General features: G+C 67.5%; 13 protein-coding genes and 1 pseudogene. 7 read left to right on the top strand and 7 right to left on the bottom strand.

The features are described from left to right. Positions 1-92 precede the first annotated feature (92 nt). Positions 93-1623 (top strand): annotated as a pseudogene (locus ACP99_RS00955) (RtcB family protein). Between the two features lie 214 nt (positions 1624-1837). On the opposite strand, the gene ACP99_RS00950 reads toward ACP99_RS00955, so the two are convergent. The 3 genes from ACP99_RS00950 to ACP99_RS00940 form a co-directional block, all read right to left on the bottom strand. Next, the gene (locus tag ACP99_RS00950) at positions 1838-2200 is read right to left on the bottom strand and encodes a VOC family protein (protein ID WP_049984802.1); all 363 of its coding nucleotides are present in this window, start codon (positions 2198-2200) and stop codon (positions 1838-1840) included. A 58-nt stretch (positions 2201-2258) separates the two neighbouring features. Beyond that, on the bottom strand, positions 2259-2495 hold the full coding sequence (locus tag ACP99_RS00945) for a DUF7385 family protein (protein ID WP_049984801.1): 237 nt from the start codon (positions 2493-2495) through the stop codon (positions 2259-2261). Positions 2496-2561: 66 nt separating this feature from the next. After that, positions 2562-3275 (bottom strand): DUF7117 family protein, encoded by a 714-nt coding sequence (locus tag ACP99_RS00940; protein WP_049984800.1) that lies wholly within the window; start codon positions 3273-3275, stop codon positions 2562-2564. Between the two features lie 504 nt (positions 3276-3779). Here ACP99_RS00940 and ACP99_RS00935 point away from each other — a divergent pair. Beyond that, entirely contained in the window at positions 3780-4076 is a 297-nt protein-coding gene (locus tag ACP99_RS00935; protein ID WP_049984799.1) for a PadR family transcriptional regulator, read from the top strand. Between the two features lie 15 nt (positions 4077-4091). Here the strand turns inward: ACP99_RS00935 and ACP99_RS00930 are convergent, their stop codons facing one another. The 3 genes from ACP99_RS00930 to ACP99_RS00920 form a co-directional block, all read right to left on the bottom strand. Beyond that, a complete protein-coding gene (locus ACP99_RS00930) occupies positions 4092-5396 on the bottom strand; it encodes an AI-2E family transporter (RefSeq protein ID WP_049984798.1) in 1305 nt (434 codons plus the stop codon). A gap of 98 nt (positions 5397-5494) precedes the next feature. Further along, entirely contained in the window at positions 5495-6475 is a 981-nt protein-coding gene (gene fen / locus ACP99_RS00925) for a flap endonuclease-1 (protein WP_049984797.1), read from the bottom strand. 27 nt (positions 6476-6502) lie between these two features. After that, on the bottom strand, positions 6503-7156 hold the full coding sequence (locus ACP99_RS00920) for a hypothetical protein (protein WP_049984796.1): 654 nt from the start codon (positions 7154-7156) through the stop codon (positions 6503-6505). Positions 7157-7232: 76 nt separating this feature from the next. Between ACP99_RS00920 and ACP99_RS00915 the strand changes: the two genes are divergently transcribed. Both ACP99_RS00915 and ACP99_RS00910 read left to right on the top strand, forming a co-directional pair. Then, positions 7233-7826, top strand: coding sequence for a class I SAM-dependent methyltransferase (locus ACP99_RS00915; protein WP_049984795.1), 594 nt, complete (start codon positions 7233-7235; stop codon positions 7824-7826). 53 nt (positions 7827-7879) lie between these two features. After that, positions 7880-8302: a DUF3054 domain-containing protein gene (locus tag ACP99_RS00910; protein WP_049984794.1), complete on the top strand. Its 423-nt coding sequence runs from the start codon at positions 7880-7882 to the stop codon at positions 8300-8302. Between the two features lie 10 nt (positions 8303-8312). Here ACP99_RS00910 and ACP99_RS00905 read toward each other — a convergent pair whose 3' ends face one another. Beyond that, the gene (locus tag ACP99_RS00905; protein ID WP_197052325.1) at positions 8313-9740 is read right to left on the bottom strand and encodes an MFS transporter; all 1428 of its coding nucleotides are present in this window, start codon (positions 9738-9740) and stop codon (positions 8313-8315) included. A 155-nt stretch (positions 9741-9895) separates the two neighbouring features. On the opposite strand from ACP99_RS00905, the gene ACP99_RS00900 reads away from it, so the two are divergent. From ACP99_RS00900 to ACP99_RS00890, 3 genes are all read left to right on the top strand, one after another. Further along, positions 9896-10126, top strand: coding sequence for a hypothetical protein (locus ACP99_RS00900; RefSeq protein ID WP_049984792.1), 231 nt, complete (start codon positions 9896-9898; stop codon positions 10124-10126). Positions 10127-10236: 110 nt separating this feature from the next. Then, complete coding sequence (locus ACP99_RS00895; RefSeq protein WP_049984791.1) at positions 10237-11235, top strand: ornithine cyclodeaminase family protein; 999 nt, start codon at positions 10237-10239, stop codon at positions 11233-11235. A 10-nt stretch (positions 11236-11245) separates the two neighbouring features. Continuing rightward, a complete protein-coding gene (locus tag ACP99_RS00890) occupies positions 11246-12337 on the top strand; it encodes a calcium/sodium antiporter (RefSeq protein WP_049984790.1) in 1092 nt (363 codons plus the stop codon). Positions 12338-12351: the final 14 nt, after the last annotated feature.

Raw genomic sequence — 12351 nt, 5'->3', positions numbered from 1 at the left:
AACTCCGGTTCTCTGATATACCTCGGCCCCGAAGTCTGCCGCCGGGCCGTCCGAAGGGAACGCTTTCCTCGCGGGATCCCGTTACCACTCGTATGAGCGACCACGTCGACGACAGCGACCGCGACGTCAGCGAGTACGACGGCATCCGTCTCGAACGCGTGCGCGAGCACGTCGGGAGATCCCGCGCGAGGGCGAGATGCGGGTCCCCGCGCGAGTGCTCGCCAGCGAGGCGCTGCTCGATCAGATCGGCGGCGACAAGACGCTCCAGCAGCTCCGCAACGCGACGCACCTCCCGGGCATCGCCGAACACGCGCTCTGTATGCCCGACGGCCACCAGGGCTACGGCTTCCCCGTCGGCGGCGTCGGCGCGACGGACGTCGAGACCGGCTGTATCTCGCCGGGCGCGATCGGCTACGACATCAACTGCGGCGTCAGGATGATGCGGACGAACCTGACGTACGACGAGTTGGTCGGCCACGAGGAGGAACTCGTCGACGCGCTCTTCGCTAACATTCCCTCCGGACTCGGCGGGGGCGGCATCGTCGAGGCGACCGCGACACGCTGGAGGAGATCCTGAACCGCGGCGTCGACTGGGCGCTCGAACACGGCTACGCCGTCGAGGACGACCTCACGCACTGCGAGGACGAGGGGATGCGCCCCGACGCCGACCCCGACGCGGTGTCGCAGAAGGCCAAAGACCGGGGCAAGAACCAGGTCGGCAGCCTCGGTTCGGGGAACCACTTCCTCGAAGTCCAGCGGGTCACCGACGTCTTCCGGCCGGACGTCGCCGCGGAGTTCGGACTCGAAGAAGACCAGATCGTCGTCCTCATCCACTGTGGGTCCCGCGGCCTCGGACACCAGATCTGCTCGGATTACCTCCGTGAGATCGAGAAGCGACACGGCGACCTCCTCGCGGACCTCCCGGACCGCGAACTGGCGGCCGCCCCGGCGGGATCGGAGTTGGCCGAGGACTACTACGGCGCGATGTGTGCGGCGATCAACTTCGCGTGGGTGAACCGCCAGCTGATTATGCACCGCACGCGGCGCGTCTTCGAGCGCGTGTTCGGCCGCGACTGGGAGGAGATGGAGATGGAACTGCTCTACGACGTCGCACATAACATCGGGAAGAAGGAGGTCCACGAGGTCAGCGTCGACGAGGACGGCCACCCCACCAGTCCCGACGAGGCGGTCGGCCGCGCAGAGCGAGAGCTCTACGTGCACCGGAAGGGCGCGACCCGAGCGTTCCCCGCGGGTCGACCGGAGCTTCCGGCGGCCTACCGCGACGTGGGACAGCCGATCATCATCCCGGGAAGTATGGGCGCTGGCTCGTACGTGCTCCGGGGGGGGGAGCACTCGCTGGATCTCTCTTTCGGTTCGACGGCCCACGGCGCTGGCCGCACGATGAGTCGGACGCAGGCGAAGCAGGAGTTCTGGGGCGAGACGGTGCGGGACGAGCTCCGCGACCAGCAGAAGATCTACGTGAAGGCGCAGTCGGGCGCGACCGTCGCCGAGGAGGCACCGGGCGTCTACAAGGACGTCGACGAGGTGGTTCGTGTCTCCGACGAGTTGGGCATCGGCGACAAGGTCGCGCGGACGTTCCCCGTCTGCAACATCAAGGGGTAGCAGTCGCTATCGACGCATCCGCGTCGGTTCCCTCCTTCTGGCGAATGTGGCGGCTCTCTCTGGGCGAGCAGGCGGCGCATCGACTCGCTCCGCGACGGCGCGCCGCGCACCCGCCGTGACCGTCGCGGTCGGCGTTCAACTCACGGCGGTGCTGGCCGCGTTTTCGCATAAAAAGGCTCGGCTCGGACGTGGGACGACCGCAGCGTCGACGCTCTCAGTCCAGCTCTTCGATGAGTTCGACGTGGTAGCCGTCGGGGTCGGTAACGAACGCCAGCCTGACTTCGCCGCCGACGACCTGCGGGTCGACTACGACGCTGCTGCCCCACTCGGCTTGCGCTTCCTCGACTGTGGCCTCGACGTCGTCGACGGCGACGGCGACGTGATCGATCCCCGCGGGCTCGACCGGCTCGTCGACCGCCAGGAACTGGAGTTCCGCGTCGCCCTCGCCGCCGACCCACACCATCCGTTGGCCATCCAGTTCGGCCGTTCTCGTCCGTTCGAGGCCGAGCAGCGATTCGTAGAAGTCGATCGTCGCGTCTAGGTCGACGACGTTCAACGCCGCGTGTAGGACGTCCATCGACAGTAGGTGCACGACAGCGACCGATAAATGTACCTCAGATTTCGAGGTGGCCGCGTCATCGCTCGTGCGTGCACACGAGTAGCCGGTCCGCCTCGCGGGCCACGCAGAGCCGGTCGGTGTCGCCGAGGTCGAACGAGTGAGACCGCCGCTCGGTGAGCAGCAGCCGATCGAACGGCTCCTCGCAGGCCGGACAGGGGACGTCGTCCCGGTTCGCATACAGCGTGACGTCGCCGTCCGACCGGAGCAGTTTCATCCGGTGGCGGACCGCGTGTTGATCGAATCGATCGGCCATCGGAAACACGGTGTGCGGCCGGTCACCAAAGTCGTTGCCGTCGGAGGATTCGGGGGGCCGGCGGTCCTACTCGACCTGCGAGAGCCGCGATTCGGCGCTGACGAGTGCCGTCTCGTCGCCGTCGGTCAGATACGCGACGAGGTCGCGGGACGCGCGGACGAGTCGTTCCGACTCCGTCGCGGAGACGTCCCCCTGCATCGCTTCGACGCGTCGGAGGTTCGTTTCGAGCGTCTCGCGGACGCGCTCGGCCTCCGGATCGGGGTGATCGTCGAGCCACGTTCCGAGGTCGCTGCAGAACGTCGAGAGGACCTCGCCGTAGCCGAGACCGCGGGCGGGTGCCATCGAGTCGGGGACCGCCGACGGCTCCGGGCGTTCGCCGTCGTCGGCCCCTCGGAGGAGTTCGAGGACGTACAGGCGCGCCTCATCGGAGGGGTCGTGGGTTCGAGATAGTACGTCGACGGCCTGCAGCAGTTCCGCCGCCGCGAGCACCGTGTCGTCTACGGGCTGGAGGTCACCGCCGCGGACGAACCCCCGCTGACGGACGTAGTCTCGCAGCGTCGCTTTCAGATCCTCGGCGACGTCTTCGACCGCCGTGTGTTCGTCGAGTTCGGCGCGGTGCGGAGACAGATCGAGCGTCACCGCGCTGTCGGTGTGTCTCTCGCGGTCGCCGATCCCGACGCTCCGCAGGCTCCCGCAGTCGGGGCAGTTCACTGTCCCCGTCTCGAAGTACGACCACTCGCGCTCGCACGCTTTGCAGCGCCGGCGGCCACGGATGCGCATACTCGAATCTCGGGAGCGACTCTGAAAAGCGCGTCGCGAGCGGCCGCCGGGAGCGGCGAGTACGGAACGCCTCTCCGAGGCCGATATATTTATGTGTGACAGTCGGTTACCACCGAGTGACGCTTCGCTTTGGAGGGCCGAAGCGTCAGCGGGGACCAATTCAGGGCGGCAAGCATCCGCGTGAGTTCACGCGGCTTGCTTCCTTTTCGAACGTACGAGGCAGACTAGCGTCCGCCAGTGCCGTCGATCCGAGTCGGAGCACTCGGTGAGCCGCACGGTCCCGTCGTCGACGGCGGACACCGGCGTCCAATCACCGCACGGCACACGAAAGATAGGTAATTGGACATATTTGTGCGTTGACTACGGACGTATAAATTAATAGATAGATCCGTTCTACAAGGAACCACCCGAACCGACGCTGCCGCGCCACAGATGCCGTTCCCCAGCTACTACGGGTCGATATGTTTATTTTGGAGAACACTAATATACAACTAGAATACTTCGATGTACGACCTGACAGGATTCCAGCGCGACTTGCTGTACGTGATTGCCGGCCTCGACGAACCCCACGGACTCGCCATCAAAGAGGAACTCGAAGAGTACTACGAGAAGGAGATCCACCACGGGCGGCTCTATCCGAACCTCGACACCCTCGTCGAGAAGGGCCTCGTCGACAAGGGCCAGCGCGACCGGCGGACGAACTACTACACTCTCACGCGGCGCGGTCGACGCGAGATCGCCGCGCGAAAGGACTGGGAGAGCAACTACATCAACGTCTCGTTCGAGGGGATCGACGACTGAGAGAGGAGAGCACGGCTAGGAGAGATCGACGCCGAACTCGAATCCCTCGTCCGGATCGGACGGCTCGGTTCCGCCGTCGGCCTCGGTGCCTCTGCGTTCTCGCGACGGTCCGTCGGTCCCTCCGGTTTCTTCGTCGGTCCCCGTTCCCTCCGGTTCCGTGCCCCGCTGTGCGGACGGCGAGTCCGGGCTCGCGATCGGGCGGATCGAGTCGTCCGCGGCCGCGACGCCCGGATCGACCGCGTACGGAACGAGCGGTTCTCGCGCGATCAACACCGGGAGCACGTGCCGCGCGAAGTTGACCAAGAGCACGAGGATGATCGGACCGAGGAAGATTCCGTACCAGCCGAACAGCAGCGGTCCGAGCGTGTAGGCGATCATCACGGCCCCGACGTGGAGGTTCCGGCCGGAGACGTACGGTCTGAGCACGAGGTCCGGGATCGTGTCGACGACGATGAACGAGACGGCGACGAACGCCGCGGTGAACCACATCGTCGTCGGATCGGCGAAATACGAGGTGACCCCCATATAGATTGCCACGGGCACGTAGACGAGTTTCATCCCGACGACGGGGATGAGACTCGCGACCCCGGCGAAGAGCCCGACGAGCGCCGCGACCGGGATCGCGACGCCCGGCGGTGCGAACAGGTTCAAAACCGAGTAGGCGATGACGCCGATTGTCCCGGTGAGCACCGCGTTCAGAATGTTGCCGAAGAAGATCTTCGTGAAGTCGCGGTCGACCGCGCCCAGGAACGCCTCCATCACGCCTCTGTCGTCGGCGATTCGGGACCGCGCCCACCGCGAGAGTTTCCGGTCGTCCCGGAGCAGGTAAAACGCCAGCGCGATCATCGCGAAGAGGTGGACGAGGCCGATGCCGACGAAGCCGAGGACTTCGCTCGCGGAGCCGAGAGAGGACAGCACCTGTTGGATCCGCTCGCCGGTGATCGACTCCGGTTCGATCGTCAGGAGCCGCTCGAAGTCGGTGAGCTGCGCCAGTTGCTCCGAGGAGATGGGATACCGCGAGAGATCGAACAGTCCCGTGTTCGTCAGCCGAATGATCTCGCTGACGGCGACTGCACCGGTGTAAGCGACGAGCGCGAGTACCGGAAGCGCCAACAGGAACAGCGCGACGGCCGCGGCGAGGCTCGGCGGTCGAATCCGCGTCTTGATGCGCCGGTAGATCGGTCGCGTCGCGTAGTAGATGAAGAGCCCGAAGACGAACGTCCCGACGAAGGAGTAGATCACGAACGACAGCGCCGCTCCGAGAGCGAGCCCCACTGCCCACCACGAGAGCCGCGAACGGCCCATCCCGAGAACGGACATACCGAACGGGGACCGCGACGGGACAAAAATCTACCGCGCGTCGCCGTCAGATCCGGCCGTCTACTCCGCTCGGGCCCGGTCCGCTCAGTCCGAGACCGTCAGGTCCACTCGTCCAGTCCCGTCTGGACGAGCGAGGATTCGATCCGCTCGAAGCCGCGGTCGACCTCGTCGGCGGCGACGCCCCAGTCGTCGACGACGTACGCTCGCGCGGCGTCGACGTCCGGCGAGATGTCGGTATCGAACTCGTAGTCGTCCGTCACCGGCGGATCGAGGAAGAGCTCCCGCACCCGGTCGGCGTTCTCGATGTAGGCCTCGCGGGCGTCGAGAACCGCCCAGAGGTCGCCGTGCTCGCGGACCGCCGAGAGCGCGGTTTTCGGACCGACGCCGGAGAGCCCCTCGTTGAAGTCCGTCCCGCAGAGGATCGCCACGTCGACGAGCTGTTCGCGGGTGATGTCGTGCTCGGCGAGCGTCGCTTCGAGATCCATCAACTCGGGGTTCCCCTTCGAGGTGAGTTGTCGGAGCGTGTAGGGAGCGCCGAACAGCAGCGTGTCGTAGTCCTCGCTGCCGACGTAGTCGACGTCGCCGCGGAGCGCCATGTGCGACGCTTGCGCTTCGCCCTCAGCGGGAGCTTCGACGACCGGCACGTCGAGCAGTTCGAGCAGGTCGCGCGTCGTCTCGTGGATCACGTCCGTCAGGCGCTGCGTCCGGGCCTCCAGGCGGGCAGCGGCGACCGCGTCGCCGCGCTCCTCGGCGTCGGCTTTCAGCTCCTCGGCCTTCTCTCGGGCCGCGCGGCGCTCGGCCACCTCGTCGTCTTTGAGGTCCGTGACGCCGCCGTCGAAGACGAACACGGGGACGAGGTCGTGCTCGAAGAACTTCGGCAGCCCCTGCACGAGGCCGATGAGGTTCGCCACTTCCTCGCCCGAATCCGTCGTGTACGCCTCCTCGCGCGTGAACTTGACCGTCGTCGTCAGATAGCGGTACAGCCAGTTGTGCGCGTCGACGGCGACGACGCTCCCGGAGAGCTCCTCGAAGGAGATCTCGGACAGCGCCGCGAGGCTCCGCAGATCTGCGTTTCCCATTTGTCGTGACGTCGGCTTCGGGACGATTTAATCCTCGGGGTTACCGTCGCCTCGCGGACCGGGGACGGCGCACAGAGCCGGCGGGTCCGCGCCGACGCGCTCGCGGAGGAAGGACGCCTCGGGATCGCCGAGGTCCCGCGCCCGGTAGCGATCGAGGCCGGTCCGATAGGTCTCCGCCGTCTCGGGTTCGGACGCCGCGGTCGACGCGGTCGACGCCGGTCGACTCGCGGGCCGTTCCAGCACCAGTTCGGCGACGCCGGTCTCCTCGCCGGTCCAGGCGAACCCCGCCTTGTACATCGCCTCGTAGGCGAACGGGTTGTTGACGGCGATCCTGAGACGCTCGTATCCCCTTTCTGCGGCGCGCGGGGCGACGAACGCGGCCAGACGCGGGCCGCGTTCCGAACCCTTGGCGTCCGAGCGAACAGTGACGTATCGGTACCAGAGAACCGCGTCGTCGGTCCGGTCGGCGTTGAACGCGAGCGCGGCGACGACGTCGGCAGCGTAGTCATCGTCGGGGTCGGCGTCGGCATCGCCGTCGCCTCCCTCCGTGCCAGTCTCGGGTTCGCGGACGACCGCCTTGCCCGTGTTCGACATCACGAACTTCCCCGCGTAGGCGAACCGCCGGTAGTCCAACCGGAGCGTCGGACCCTCGGGCGGCCAGCCCAGAACCACAAACTCCATCGGTCGCGATACGTCGCGGGGGCCAAAGAGTCGAGCGATTCGGTAGGCCCTTTCCGTTCCGGTCCGTACGACCGCTATGACCTCGCGCTTCGGCCCGGGCGACGTCCGCTTCTTCGATCGGTTGGCGCGACTGTACGACCTCGCGATGCCGCCCGCGCGGGTGCGGCCGCTCCGCGACGGGTTCGCCTTCGCGGACCGGCCGATCGAGCGGGTGCTCGACCTCGCAGGGGGGACCGGTCGGGCCTCGCGCGGTCTCCGGCGCGTCGGCTTCGACCCCGTCGTCGTCGACATCTCCGCGGGGATGCTCGCCCGCGCACGCGAGGCCGGTCACGAGGTCGTCAGGGGCGACGTCGGGGCGCTTCCGATCGCCGACGACGCGATCGACGCGGCGGTCGTCGTCGACGCGCTGCATCACCTTCCCGATCCGGAGGCGGGGCTCCGCGAGGCCGCGCGCGTCGTCGCACCCGGCGGCGTCCTCGTCGTTCAGGAGTTCCACCCGGGGACGACGCTCGGGCGCGCGCTCGTCGCCGGCGAGCGGGTGATCGGGTTCGACTCGACCTTCTGGACGCCCGCGGAACTCTGCGCGGCGCTGTCGGACGCGGGCTTCGAGTCGCGGATCGTCCGCGAGGGGTTCGAGTACGTCGTCGTCGGGCGAGTCCCCACGGAGTGACGGTCACCGCCGGAATCCGAGAAAGCCTTTAGGGTGCGTCCGAATGTCCGCGTATGTCATCCTCGGAGGAGTCGTTCCTCGCGCGACGCATCGACGCCAGCGCCGCGCCGCTCGTCGCCGTCGACGCGCTGGCGCTCTCGGCAGTGCTCACGGTCGGCGTGATCAACCACAACGGCGTCGAGTACCTCTCGACCGCGCCGGTCGGGTGGCTCCTGACGCTCGTCCCGTTCCTCGTCGGCTGGGCGGTCGCCGCACCGCTCGTCGGCGCGTACTCCGCCGGCGCTGCCGAATCCGCGAAAGCGGCGATTCCGCTGGCGGTCCGCGCGTGGGTCCCGGGGTCGATCGTCGGCTTCGCGCTCCGGGCGTCGCCGCTGTTCTCGGGCGGCTTCCAGCTCTCTTTCGGCGTCGTGATGTTCGTCACCGGCGGCGTCGCGCTGGTCGTCGGCCGCTGGCTCTTCTTCAAGGTTCTCGGCTGAGCGAACGGATTCAACTTTCCCGGCTGCGACGCCCACGGAGCAGATAGAGTCCGACAGCCGATCCGACGGCACCGAACCCCGCCAGCGTCGCGAACAGCGCGGCCGGCGACGCGTACGTCAGGAGTCCGCCGGCGATCGCCCCGCCGAGCGCGCCGACGCCGAAGACGCCGAGGTACGTGAAGCCGTACGAGAGCCCGCGCGTCCCCGGCGGGGAGTACTCCGCGACGGTCGCCTGATACAGCGGCTGGACCAAGAAGAGCGCACAGCCGAGCACCGCCCCGACGACGAGAAGCGGCGTCAGACCGGCGTTCGCGGCGGGGAGGAAGACGACAGCGAGCACCGCCAAGAGCCCGAAACCGCCGACGAGGCCGGCCTCGACCGGGATCCGGTCGGTGAGCTTCCCCCCGACGTACTGACCGAGAACGCCGATCATCAACAGTCCGGAGTAGAAGTACCGCTCGGGGTTGATCGCCCGGGCGGACCCCGCCTCGACGCCGAGCGCGTCGGTCACGGCGGCGGGCAGTACCGACGTCAGCGGGATCGGCTCGAAACCGGGCAGCGACTCGAGGAGGTTCGGCAGGAACGTGAGCACGCCGCGGTAGTACAGCCCCGAGGCCATCACGACGACGAAGACGAGCGCGAAGCCGCCGAGGAACAGCCGTCGGGACTCGGTGAGGAACTCCGCCAGCGAGCGGACGTCGGTCGACCCGCGGTCGCTTCCGCTGTCGCCGTCGTCGCCGCCAGGGCCGTCGTCGCTTTCGCCGCCGTTTCGAGCGACTGCTGCGTCGACTGCGGCGGTTTCATCGAACCGAGCGCGCGTCGCATATGCGCCGGCTACGAGCGCGGGGACCGCCAGCAGGGTCGCGACGACCGTCCAATCGAGGAAGAGCAGGAGGACTGCGGTCGCGAGCGGACCGAGACCGGTGCCGACGTTCCCCGCGATACCGTGGTACGCGAAGCCGGTCCCGCGCGCGGTGACGCCCTTCGAGAGCAGCGTGAGTCCGGCCGGGTGGTAGACGCTCGCGGCGACTCCCCAGAGGAGCAGCGCGACGGCGACGACGAGCAGGTTCGGCGAGAGGCCGAGCAGGAGGAACGAACCGGCCATTCCGAACAGACAGAGCGTGATGAGTCGGGCAGATCCGACGCGGTCGACGAGGACGCCGCCCGGGAGCGCGCCGACGCCGAACACCCCGTATCCGACCGTCACGATCAGTCCCAGCGTGGCCTGCGTGACGGGGACCTCGGTGAAACCGAGCGACAACACGTCGAACTCGGTCAACCAGATCGAGACGAAGATCGGGATCGACAGCTCGTAGGTGTGGACCATCCCGTGAGCCAACGACACCAGGGCGACGATCGACCGATCGTTCGAGTTCACGTTCGAATTTCCGCGAGCGAGCAGTTCAACACTTTGGTGTCGGTCGGACTTGCGGCACATTCCACACGGTCTTTTGCTCATTTTCCGTGCGAGAGCGACTCACGCACGCACTTTCGCTCATAAGTTATGAGAATCGTCTGCCACACTAACACCACATATATCAGTCATCGATGGAAAACAATTATATGGGCTACTCCCGTAGTATGTAGTATATTATGACAGGGTACTACGACTACGTTCTCGGCCTGATTCCACTGACGCTCTTCGGTCTCACCGGTGGCCTCGTACAGACGAGCCTCTCGCTCACGCAGGCCGTCCCCATCGCAGCCGCCGTCGCCGCGGTCATCGTCGGCCACGCCCTGTTCGTGCGCGCGCCGGTGAACGCCACCTCCACGTCCGAAGCGGTGGACACGGGTAGCTCTATCACGCTGCAGAACGCCGACTAGGCCCGCTTCGGCGCTGCATTCGGGTTTCTTTTCGTTCGTCGACCGGTTCACACGGACGCCGTCGAGGCGAGCCCCGCACGTTCTTACTACTGGCCGTCGAAGCCGCTCGTATGACCGAGACGCTGTTCCTCACGAGCGACGACGTCGACGGCCTCGCGACGCCCTCGGAGTTCGTCGACGCCGTCCGCGACGCGTATCGAGAGCGCGGCAACGGCGCGCCCGCCGAACCGCGGACGAAGCTCACGAACGCCGATCCGCCGGGTTTCTTTACGACCTACGCGGCCCTACTGCCCGAAACGGGCACGATGGGCGGCTATATGTACTCCGCCGGGTTCGGCGCGAAAGACGCGTGGTTTATGACTCCCCTCTTCGACGCCGAGTCGGGCGAACCGCTCGCGCTCGTCGACGGCGCGAGTATGAACCCGTTCAAGACGGGCGCGGCGGGCGCGGTCGCGGCCGACGAGCTCGCGAGGGAGGACGCCACGTCCGCGGCGATCATCGGCAGCGGGCCGCAGGCGAGGGGACAACTGCGCGCGCTGGCGACGGTGCGAGACCTGGAGACGGTGTGGGTGTTCTCGCCGACGAAGGAGCACCGCGAGTCGTTCGCGGGTGAGATGGACCGCCGACTCGACGCCAGCGTGGCCGCCGTCGCCTCCGCCGCCGCGGCCATCGAGGACGCCGACGTCGTCGTGACCGCGACGAGCGCCAGCGAGCCCGTGTTCGACGGCGACGCGCTCGAACCGGGGACGCACGTGACCGCGATGGGGCAGTACGACCCCGAGAAGCGGGAACTCGACGCCCGGACGATCGAGCGGGCGACGTACGTCCCCGACCTGCGAGAGCGGGCCTTTCAGGACGCCGGGTCCTTCCTGCACGCGCTGGAGGAGGGCGTCGTCGACGAGGACCACGTCCACGGCGAACTGGGCGACGTCGTTGCCGGCAACGTCCCCGGACGGCAGTCCGACGACGAGATCACGCTCTTCGACAGCGGCGGCACCGGCATCGAGACGGTCGCCGGGGCGACCCTGCTCTACGAGAAGGCGCGCCAGGGGGGGCTGGGACAGACGATCGACTTCTCGCCCGGTAGCGAGGCGTTGACGGGGGAGTAACCCACCCCAGATGGTCGCGCTCGCCCTCGTGGCGGTCCTGTTCGTCGGAAGCCTCCTCGTGCTCTTAGCGGCCTCCGACGTGTTCACGTCCGCCGCCGAGGACGTCGGACTGGCGTTCGGCGTCCCCCCGTTCGTGATCGGCGTCACGATCGTCGCGGGCGGGACCTCGCTGCCCGAACTCGTCTCGTCGGTTCTGGCGGTCCTCCAGGGTGCCCCGGAGATCGTTCTCGGGAGCGTCGTCGGCTCGAACGTGGCGAACATGCTGCTCGTCCTCGGGATCGCCGCCGCCGTCGCCGGCGACGTCCGCATCATCCGCGAACTCGTGGAAGTCGATCTCCCGCTGCTCGTCGGCTCGGCGGTGTTCCTCCTCGTGGCGACGTGGGACTCGCCGCTCGTGTGGTACGAGGGCGTCCTCGCGCTGGCGGCCCTCGCGGTGTACATCCAGTTCACGATCGCCGAGAAGGACCGCTACGTCGGACTGCTCGTCGAGGAGTTCGTCGGGGGCGACGGCATCATCGACGGGACGCTCCCGACTGGGACGGGGTCGCCCGGGACGAGTGACGCGAGTGACCGAGTCGACGAGAGCGGAACCGCGGCCGATCCAGAGCAGAGCGCGGTCGACGGCGAGCGGGATTCTGCGGCGGCGGCACCGGAGGTAAGCGGCTGGACCTTCGTTCGCCTAGTTTCGAGTCTGGGTGCGCTCTTCGGTGCGGCGTACGTGCTCGTTCGCTCCATCGTCGACCTCGCGGCGATACTCGGCGTCGGGACCGAACTGATCGCGATAACGGCAGTCGCAATCGGGACGTCGCTTCCGGAGGTCTTCGTGAGCGTGATCGCCGTTCGGCGGGGAGTCCCCGAGCTGGCAGTGGGGAACGTGTTGGGCTCGAACCTGTTCAACAGTTTTCTCGTGACCGGCGTCTCGAGTCTCGCGGGCGACCTCGTCGTCCCGGCGAGCATCCGATCGTACGGCCTCCCCGTGATGGTGATCGTGACGGTCCTCTACTTTTTCGTCACGCAGGACCGAGAGATCACTCGCTCGGAGGGGCTGACGCTGCTGCTTCTGTACGCGCTGTTTTTGCTCAACCTCGGCACGTTCCGCTGAACGACCTGCGTCGG

The organism is Halobellus rufus (genome assembly GCF_000739575.1).
GTDB classification, from domain to species: domain Archaea; phylum Halobacteriota; class Halobacteria; order Halobacteriales; family Haloferacaceae; genus Haloquadratum; species Haloquadratum rufum.
Note: the sequence above shows the minus strand (reverse complement) of the source record. Positions and strands in the feature narration are given on the sequence as shown.

What these genes read in the sequence shown, in the direction of transcription:
- ACP99_RS00950 (WP_049984802.1), bottom strand. Translation starts at nt 2,200, where the DNA reads ATGGACGTCCTACACGCGGCGTTGAACGTCGTCGACCTAGACGCGACG.
- ACP99_RS00945 (WP_049984801.1), bottom strand. Translation starts at nt 2,495, where the DNA reads ATGGCCGATCGATTCGATCAACACGCGGTCCGCCACCGGATGAAACTG.
- ACP99_RS00940 (WP_049984800.1), bottom strand. Translation starts at nt 3,275, where the DNA reads ATGCGCATCCGTGGCCGCCGGCGCTGCAAAGCGTGCGAGCGCGAGTGG.
- ACP99_RS00935 (WP_049984799.1), top strand. Translation starts at nt 3,780, where the DNA reads ATGTACGACCTGACAGGATTCCAGCGCGACTTGCTGTACGTGATTGCC.
- ACP99_RS00930 (WP_049984798.1), bottom strand. Translation starts at nt 5,396, where the DNA reads ATGTCCGTTCTCGGGATGGGCCGTTCGCGGCTCTCGTGGTGGGCAGTG.
- fen (WP_049984797.1), bottom strand. Translation starts at nt 6,475, where the DNA reads ATGGGAAACGCAGATCTGCGGAGCCTCGCGGCGCTGTCCGAGATCTCC.
- ACP99_RS00920 (WP_049984796.1), bottom strand. Translation starts at nt 7,156, where the DNA reads ATGGAGTTTGTGGTTCTGGGCTGGCCGCCCGAGGGTCCGACGCTCCGG.
- ACP99_RS00915 (WP_049984795.1), top strand. Translation starts at nt 7,233, where the DNA reads ATGACCTCGCGCTTCGGCCCGGGCGACGTCCGCTTCTTCGATCGGTTG.
- ACP99_RS00910 (WP_049984794.1), top strand. Translation starts at nt 7,880, where the DNA reads ATGTCATCCTCGGAGGAGTCGTTCCTCGCGCGACGCATCGACGCCAGC.
- ACP99_RS00905 (WP_197052325.1), bottom strand. Translation starts at nt 9,740, where the DNA reads ATGTGCCGCAAGTCCGACCGACACCAAAGTGTTGAACTGCTCGCTCGC.
- ACP99_RS00900 (WP_049984792.1), top strand. Translation starts at nt 9,896, where the DNA reads ATGACAGGGTACTACGACTACGTTCTCGGCCTGATTCCACTGACGCTC.
- ACP99_RS00895 (WP_049984791.1), top strand. Translation starts at nt 10,237, where the DNA reads ATGACCGAGACGCTGTTCCTCACGAGCGACGACGTCGACGGCCTCGCG.
- ACP99_RS00890 (WP_049984790.1), top strand. Translation starts at nt 11,246, where the DNA reads ATGGTCGCGCTCGCCCTCGTGGCGGTCCTGTTCGTCGGAAGCCTCCTC.